The sequence below is a fragment of the Bacteroidota bacterium genome (assembly GCA_019637975.1).
Taxonomy (GTDB): domain Bacteria; phylum Bacteroidota; class Ignavibacteria; order UBA10030; family UBA6906; genus CAADGV01.
On record JAHBUR010000012.1, the window covers coordinates 122,013 to 128,641 of the forward strand.

The window sequence follows — 6,629 nt, forward strand, 5'->3', positions numbered from 1 at the left end:
GGTAGGGACACGCTTCCGGCGTGTCCTCGTTGCTAAATCTGACGAGTCTCCTGAGAGAACAAAAGGCCGGTGAGTTCGCCTCACCGACCTTTTCGTTTTAGTCAGGTCTTGTTCTACTTCCGATGGAATGCGTGCCCGCGTTCCTTGTGAAGAAACTTGTGCAGCACATCTTCCAGATCGGGCTTCGTTTTCTCATCGAGAGAATATGCCACACGTGTACTCGGCTTCTTGATCTTGATGATCCGCCGCAAATCTATCGGCGTGCCGATAATGACTGAATCACACGGAACCTGATTGATTGTCGTTTCAAGATCCTTCACCTGTTTGTCGCCGTAACCCATTGCAGGCAAGAGAGTTCCCGTTTTCGGATACTTCTCGTATGTTGCGGCAATCGACTTCACAGCATACGGCCTCGGATCGACAATCTCGCGGGCGCCAAACCGCTTCGCCGCGAGCATACCGGCACCGTACACCATCTCGCCGTGCGTCAATGTCGGGCCGTCTTCAACCACAAGCACTTTCTTTCCGCGGATTACCTCCTCATTCTCAACATCAATCTTCGAGTTCGCCTGAATCACCGTTGCGTGCGGATTGACAGATACCGCGTTCTTGAGAACCGTCGCAATATTTTCCGGTTCGGCTGAATCAACCTTGTTCACGACAATTACATCTGCAAGACGCACATTGGCTGCACCCGGATAGTAGGTCAGCTCATGCCCAGGTCGATGCGGATCAACAACCGTGATGGTGAGATCGGGTTTATAGAACGGCATATCGTTATTCCCGCCATCCCATACAATAATGTCGGCCTCTTTTTCCGCCTGCCGCAGAATCGCCTCATAATCCACTCCCGCGTAAATGATTCCGCCTTCGACGATGTGCGGCTCGTATTCCTCCATCTCCTCGACCGTACATTTGTGTTTCTTCAGGTCGGCAATCGAAGCGTAGCGTTGTACCTTTTGCTTCACGAGATCGCCGTACGGCATCGGATGGCGGACAGCAACAACCCGTTTGCCCTGCGAACGAAGGTACGTGCACACTTTGCGTGACGTCTGGCTCTTCCCCGATCCCGTGCGTACAGCAACAATGGCAACCACCGGCACTTTGGACTTGAGCATGGTATCGCGGGCACCGAGCACTTTGAAATGCGCGCCGCAGGCCATCACCAGCGAAGCCTTTTCCATCACATAGTTGTGAGAAACATCGGAATACGAGAACACCACCTCGTCAGCCCGATACTTTTCGATAAGGCGGGCAAGATCTTCTTCGGCAAAAATCGGGATGCCCTTCGGATACAGCTTCCCGGCAAGCGCCGCCGGATACTTGCGTCCGTGAATGTTGGGAATTTGTGTTGCGGTAAATGCGACTACTTCATATTTCTTGTTATCCCGGAAGACGGTGTTGAAGTTGTGAAAATCCCTTCCCGCCGCTCCCATAATGATAACTTTTGTTGCTGGCATGTCCCCTCCGTAGGTTCATGAAATTGTTAAGTGAATCACACATGTGTGAGAAACGTGGACGAAAACTCGCATTCATTGATGAACAGCTTCGTATCGGAAACAATCCCGGTGCTCTCCTTTAAAAAATGGTACTTCTCGTCCACGTCTCGAGTACATCTTCTTCAGCCGGCAGAATGTGCGTGCCGGATTTTCCTTCAATTGCATCATACAAATGTTCAATATCGCTGATGACCGCTTGCTTGCCGCCGCGTTCGAGGTAAAGAAGCGCCGCTTTTACTTTCGGACCCATGTTGCCTTCCGGAAACTGACCTTCTTTGTAATAGTTTCTGCATTCCTCCGCCGTGATCGCTTCGAGCTTGCGCTGCGTTGGCTTCTGATAATCAACGTAGACGTACTCGACTTCCGTCGCAATCGCAAACACGTCAGCGTTGAGATGTGTTGCAAGAAGCGAAGAAGTCAAGTCTTTGTCTATGACGGCCTCCACACCCTTCTCTGTAACGTGATCATTCAGAACGGGAATACCGCCGCCGCCACCTGCAATCACGACTAAACCTCTGTTTACGCACGCCCGAATGGCGTCGAGTTCGATGATTTCCTTCGGTTCAGGAGATGAAACAACGCGGCGATACCCGTGGGAATCCTCAATCATCTCCCATTTCATCTGATGCTGGTAGCGTTCGGCGACTTCCTTCGTGTAGAACGGCCCGATTGGTTTTGTATGATGATCGAATGCAGGATCGTGCTTATCAACACGGACTTGCGTTATGAGCGAGACAACCGGGACGTAAACCTGCATTTTCTGCATCATCTGCCACATGGCATATTGCAGGTAGTAGCCGATTTCTCCTTGTGTTGCCGCCACACAGACGTCAAGCGGCATGCGGTACGAATGATGCGCCGCCAACTCCGATCGAGTCAATGCCGCCCCGACCTGCGGGCCGTTGCCGTGCGTCAGCACGACGCGATGGCCTGCTTTGATAAGCCGGACCACCGTTGTTGCAGTGTCAATGGCATTCTGAAATTGCAATTCGGCTGTGCCGACTTCATTGGCCTTGATCAAGGCGTTCCCCCCTACTGCTAACAGCACCAGCTTCGACATCACATCACCTCATCAATGCGTACAGTATTGCCTTCTGTGCGTGGAGCCTGTTCTCCGCCTCCTGAAACACGACGGAATTCGGCGAATCAATAATCTCATCCGTTACTTCCTCGCCGCGATGGGCGGGCAAACAGTGCAAAAACAATGCGTCGGGTTTTGCATGAGAGAAGAGTTCACGATTCACCTGATACGGCTTGAAAATATTCCTCCGAACAATCGCCTCTGCTTCCTGTCCCATACTCGTCCACGTATCGGTGTAAATCACATCAGCGTCGCGGGCTGCTTCCATCGGATCGGTGGTGATAATAATCGAGCCGCCGCTTTTTGCCGCAAGCTCTTTTGCCCGCTGCACGACTTCATCCTTTGCCGCGTAATCGGGCGGGGTGGCAACACAGAACGTCGTTCCCCACTTTCCTCCCATCAGAAGCAACGAGTGTGTCACGTTGTTGCCGTCGCCGATGTAAGAGATTTTGAGATTCTTGAGATTCTTCTTGTGTTCTGTAATCGTGAAGAAATCCGCCATTGCCTGGCAGGGATGCTCATAGTCTGTCAGCCCGTTAATGACGGGAACAGATGCATGCTCGGCAAACGACGTTACTACATTCTGCCCGAACGTTCGAATCATCACGCCGTCAACCATCCGCTCAAGGTTCTTCGCAACATCAAACACCGACTCGCGCTTGCCAAGGATGTTATCACTGGGCGGATAGTCAATGCTGCTGCCGCCGAGCGTGTGAATCCCGACCGTGAATGTCGTGCGCGTTCGAAGCGACGGCTTTTCAAAAATCAGCGCAAGCATCTTCCCCTCCAACGCCTTTCGATATTTCTTCGGCTTCTTCTTCATATCCGCCGTAAGCTCGAACAGCGATTTGATTTCCTGAATCGAAAGATCATCCACCGAAAGGAAATCCGTTCCTTTCAACTTGGCGTATGCAGGTTTCCTGGAGTTCTTTTTCAAGCGTGATTCCTTTTAGTTGTTGTTGAAGTATTCAACCGCGGATTGACGAATTCTGTACGCAAAATTGGTCTTGCGTTAACAGTCATAAGCAGGCGTCAGAAAGCCCTGCTCTCAAATGTGGCAACTTGTGTGCCCATCAGTGACACTGAAAACCATTGAAAAACAAGCAACTTACAGCATGGGGATGTGTGTCCGTTCTCATCTTTGGGAAAAAAACCGTGTACAACAAGACGATAGTGGCACCAAGCCATCTTCATCTAAATAAGTGGAAGTATCGAAAGAAGCAATGAAATCACCGGTTTCCGTTGATTTCCGCAATGTTTCTCGGTACATTTCATCGGCGAGAAGACCCAGAGTGTAGGCATAATCAGGGATGCTTACACCCCTTTGAATGGACGTTTATTCCAAAGGAGGCATTATGTCTACTCGGTTCATTCCCCTTGCAACCCTGTTCTTCTCTTTCACCCTCACCACATTTTCACAAGGCTGGCAATCCCTCGGACCTGACTCAACGAACTGGCAGAACGTTCGGCGCGTTTCGGGGAAGTGGCTTTCGCCGACTGACTACAGACTTGCTGCCGCATCCGCATTCTACGGCATTACCATCTACTCCCCGTCCACTCAATGGGACTACAAATTCAAATCCTGGTACGATCCGTTTTGGGGGACGGGAACGACGTATTTCTATTTCGACTTCTCTCCTTGGGAACAGGACTTTGCGTTTGGGTTCACAGGCTATGCACAAGCATTTGTTGAAGCCGCGTTTTTCATACAACGTGTTTCCCTTACGCCGAACCCTCTCTTTTCGGAATTGCCTGCAGCAGGATGTTGGGTCACTCCGCTTGGACTGCTCTTTCCTCCTGAGTCGGACTCGCTTGTCTTCGCTTCAGTATGCGGTTTGCATCGCAGCAGCAACCGCGGAATGACGTGGGATACGGTCGCCGGTTACTCGTGGGGTGTTGCATTTGCGAAGCTCCTCGGAATGAACAAGACGCTCGGTCACATTCTCTACAAAAGCGACATGACTCCTGCATACCAAGCGCACGTGTATCTATCAACAAACCGTGGGAGGAATTGGGATTCGATCTTTACGGCATACGTACCGTACACGCAGTATCCCGAGGAGTCGCCGTACTGTGCCATCGCAACCGGGGATACAATTCTCGTTGGAGTTCAGACCACGGTGTTCGACACTTCGCGTAACATTGGCATATTCAGGTCAACCAACGGAGGAAGTTCGTGGTCACACGTATACACAAACAAGCGCGTCGTTGACATTGCAGAATCGAACGTCTCCCCCAACACACTCTTCGCCGCGTCGGAGGCGGGGATTATCAAGTCCACCGACTGGGGCGCAACGTGGTTTGCATACAACAACGGCCTGCCGACAACACAACTGACGAGCCTTCTTCTTAGCCCGTACTCCGACACGATGTTCGTCTCAACGGAAACTCATGGCGTACTGAAGGTATGGAATTTTCTGACTGATGTTGCGGAGAAAAGTCCGTTGCCAGAGCGATTTGAGTTGATGCAGAATTATCCGAACCCGTTCAATCCAACAACGGCAATCAGCTATCAGCTTTCGGCTCTCAGCCATGTCACGCTCAAAGTCTACGACTTGCTTGGCAGAGAAGTGGCGACGTTGGTGGATGAAGTAATGGGGCCGGGCAAGTATGAACGTACTTTCAGCGCTCCCGACTTGGCCAGTGGCACATATTTGCTGCGGCTGTCAACAGGTGGGGTCATCAAGGTCAGAAAGATTCTTCTTTTGAAATAGAGGTACGACATGACTACGTGTGCAAATCTGCGATGTATCGGCGCGCTTGCCATCCTCGGTTGGAGGTTTTCTGCTGCACAGGTTATTCCCGGGGATTCACTTGCGCTCGTCGATTTCTATACTGCCACGAACGGGCCGCAATGGCAGACCAACTACAATTGGCTAAGTTCGGCACCGGTGGGAACCTGGTACGGTGTCCAAGTATCAGGAGGACGTGTCGTATCCCTCGGTTTCCCGTTTGGGAACAATCTACAGGGCGCTATCCCACCCTCTATAGGTACGCTGACGGGTCTGCAATCATTGGGCCTCGGAGGAAATTCGATCACATCTATACCCCCGGAGATCGGGAACCTGGCCGGACTGCAGACTCTCGTGCTCGCATCCAATCAAATCAGTCAGCTTCCGCCAACCATTGGCAACCTTCATTACGTCATCCGTCTCGATGTTTCACAGAATTTGTTGACAGAGCTTCCTCAACAGATAGGATCGCTGGCCAACTTGGAAGAACTCTCTTTCGAAGCGAACCAGATCTCTCTGCTCCCGACATCAATCGGCGACCTCTCCAAATTGAGATCCTTGAATGCGATGAACAACCGCTTAGGCAGCCTGCCTCAGGAGATCGCAAATCTCCGGCGAATGAAGGCCCTCTATCTCGGTGGGAACGAACTCGCACAACTTTCTCCCGGCGTATGTACCCTTGATAGCCTCGAATTATTGTGGCTCTTTAACAACCGGCTCTCATCACTGCCAAGCGAAATAGGCAACCTGATGCGGTTGCGAAACCTCCATTTCCAGGGAAACATCCTTCAATCGCTTCCCTCCAGCATCGGGAACCTCGTATTGTTGCAGAACCTCCATCTCGGCGAAAACCAACTGCGATCGCTTCCGCAAGAAATCGGCGATTTGACAGCACTGAGGAGTCTGCGGGTCTACAACAACCAACTCGACAGTCTGCCGGCAACAATCGGCAATCTCACTGGCCTTACGGACCTCTGGTTGCAGCAAAATAACCTTGTATCGTTGCCCCTAAGCATCGGCAACCTGGTGAACGTGACACATTTGTGGCTGGATGAGAATGAACTTGCCGGTCCCTTCCCTGACACCCTCGGCAATCTCTCTAATCTCATATTGCTGTCTTTGCGTAATAATCGTCTTACTGGAGCGCTCCCGGAACGAATCGGGCATCTCACCAGACTCGGATGGCTTTTCCTCGAAGATAACCGGTTCAATGCATTGCCCTCCTTCGCCGGGGCGCCTCTGTTAAGAGTGTTTAGCGTCTACAACAATCGCCTCACATTTGAGGATATCGAGCCGAACATTGTCCTTCCCTTCACG

At 51.5% G+C, this 6,629-nt stretch carries 5 protein-coding genes; 2 read left to right on the top strand and 3 right to left on the bottom strand.

Annotation, left to right across the window (positions count from 1 at the left end; genetic code table 11):
• Positions 1 to 113: 113 nt before the first annotated feature.
• The 3 genes from KF749_08850 to argF all read right to left on the bottom strand — a co-directional run bounded on the left by KF749_08850 (position 114) and on the right by argF (position 3,481).
• Positions 114 to 1,460, bottom strand: a complete 1,347-nt coding sequence (locus tag KF749_08850; GenBank protein MBX2991264.1) for a GTPase — start codon at positions 1,458 to 1,460, stop codon at positions 114 to 116.
• Positions 1,461 to 1,578: 118 nt separating this feature from the next.
• Positions 1,579 to 2,559, bottom strand: coding sequence for a carbamate kinase (locus KF749_08855; GenBank protein MBX2991265.1), 981 nt, complete (start codon positions 2,557 to 2,559; stop codon positions 1,579 to 1,581).
• Between the two features lie 4 nt (positions 2,560 to 2,563).
• Positions 2,564 to 3,481, bottom strand: coding sequence for an ornithine carbamoyltransferase (gene argF, locus KF749_08860; protein ID MBX2991266.1), 918 nt, complete (start codon positions 3,479 to 3,481; stop codon positions 2,564 to 2,566).
• Positions 3,482 to 3,935: 454 nt separating this feature from the next.
• Here argF and KF749_08865 point away from each other — a divergent pair, with 454 nt between their 5' ends.
• Positions 3,936 to 5,294 carry a T9SS type A sorting domain-containing protein gene (locus KF749_08865; protein MBX2991267.1) on the top strand — a complete coding sequence of 453 codons (1,359 nt, stop codon included), beginning with the start codon at positions 3,936 to 3,938 and terminating at the stop codon, positions 5,292 to 5,294.
• 9 nt (positions 5,295 to 5,303) lie between these two features.
• The coding region (locus KF749_08870) for a hypothetical protein (GenBank protein MBX2991268.1) at positions 5,304 to 6,629 on the top strand (1,326 nt) is incomplete at its 3' end.

Excerpts from the sequence above, each read along its gene's own strand:
- KF749_08850 (MBX2991264.1), bottom strand. The coding sequence starts at position 1,460 with ATGCCAGCAACAAAAGTTATCATTATGGGAGCGGCGGGAAGGGATTTT.
- KF749_08855 (MBX2991265.1), bottom strand. The coding sequence starts at position 2,559 with ATGTCGAAGCTGGTGCTGTTAGCAGTAGGGGGGAACGCCTTGATCAAG.
- KF749_08865 (MBX2991267.1), top strand. The coding sequence starts at position 3,936 with ATGTCTACTCGGTTCATTCCCCTTGCAACCCTGTTCTTCTCTTTCACC.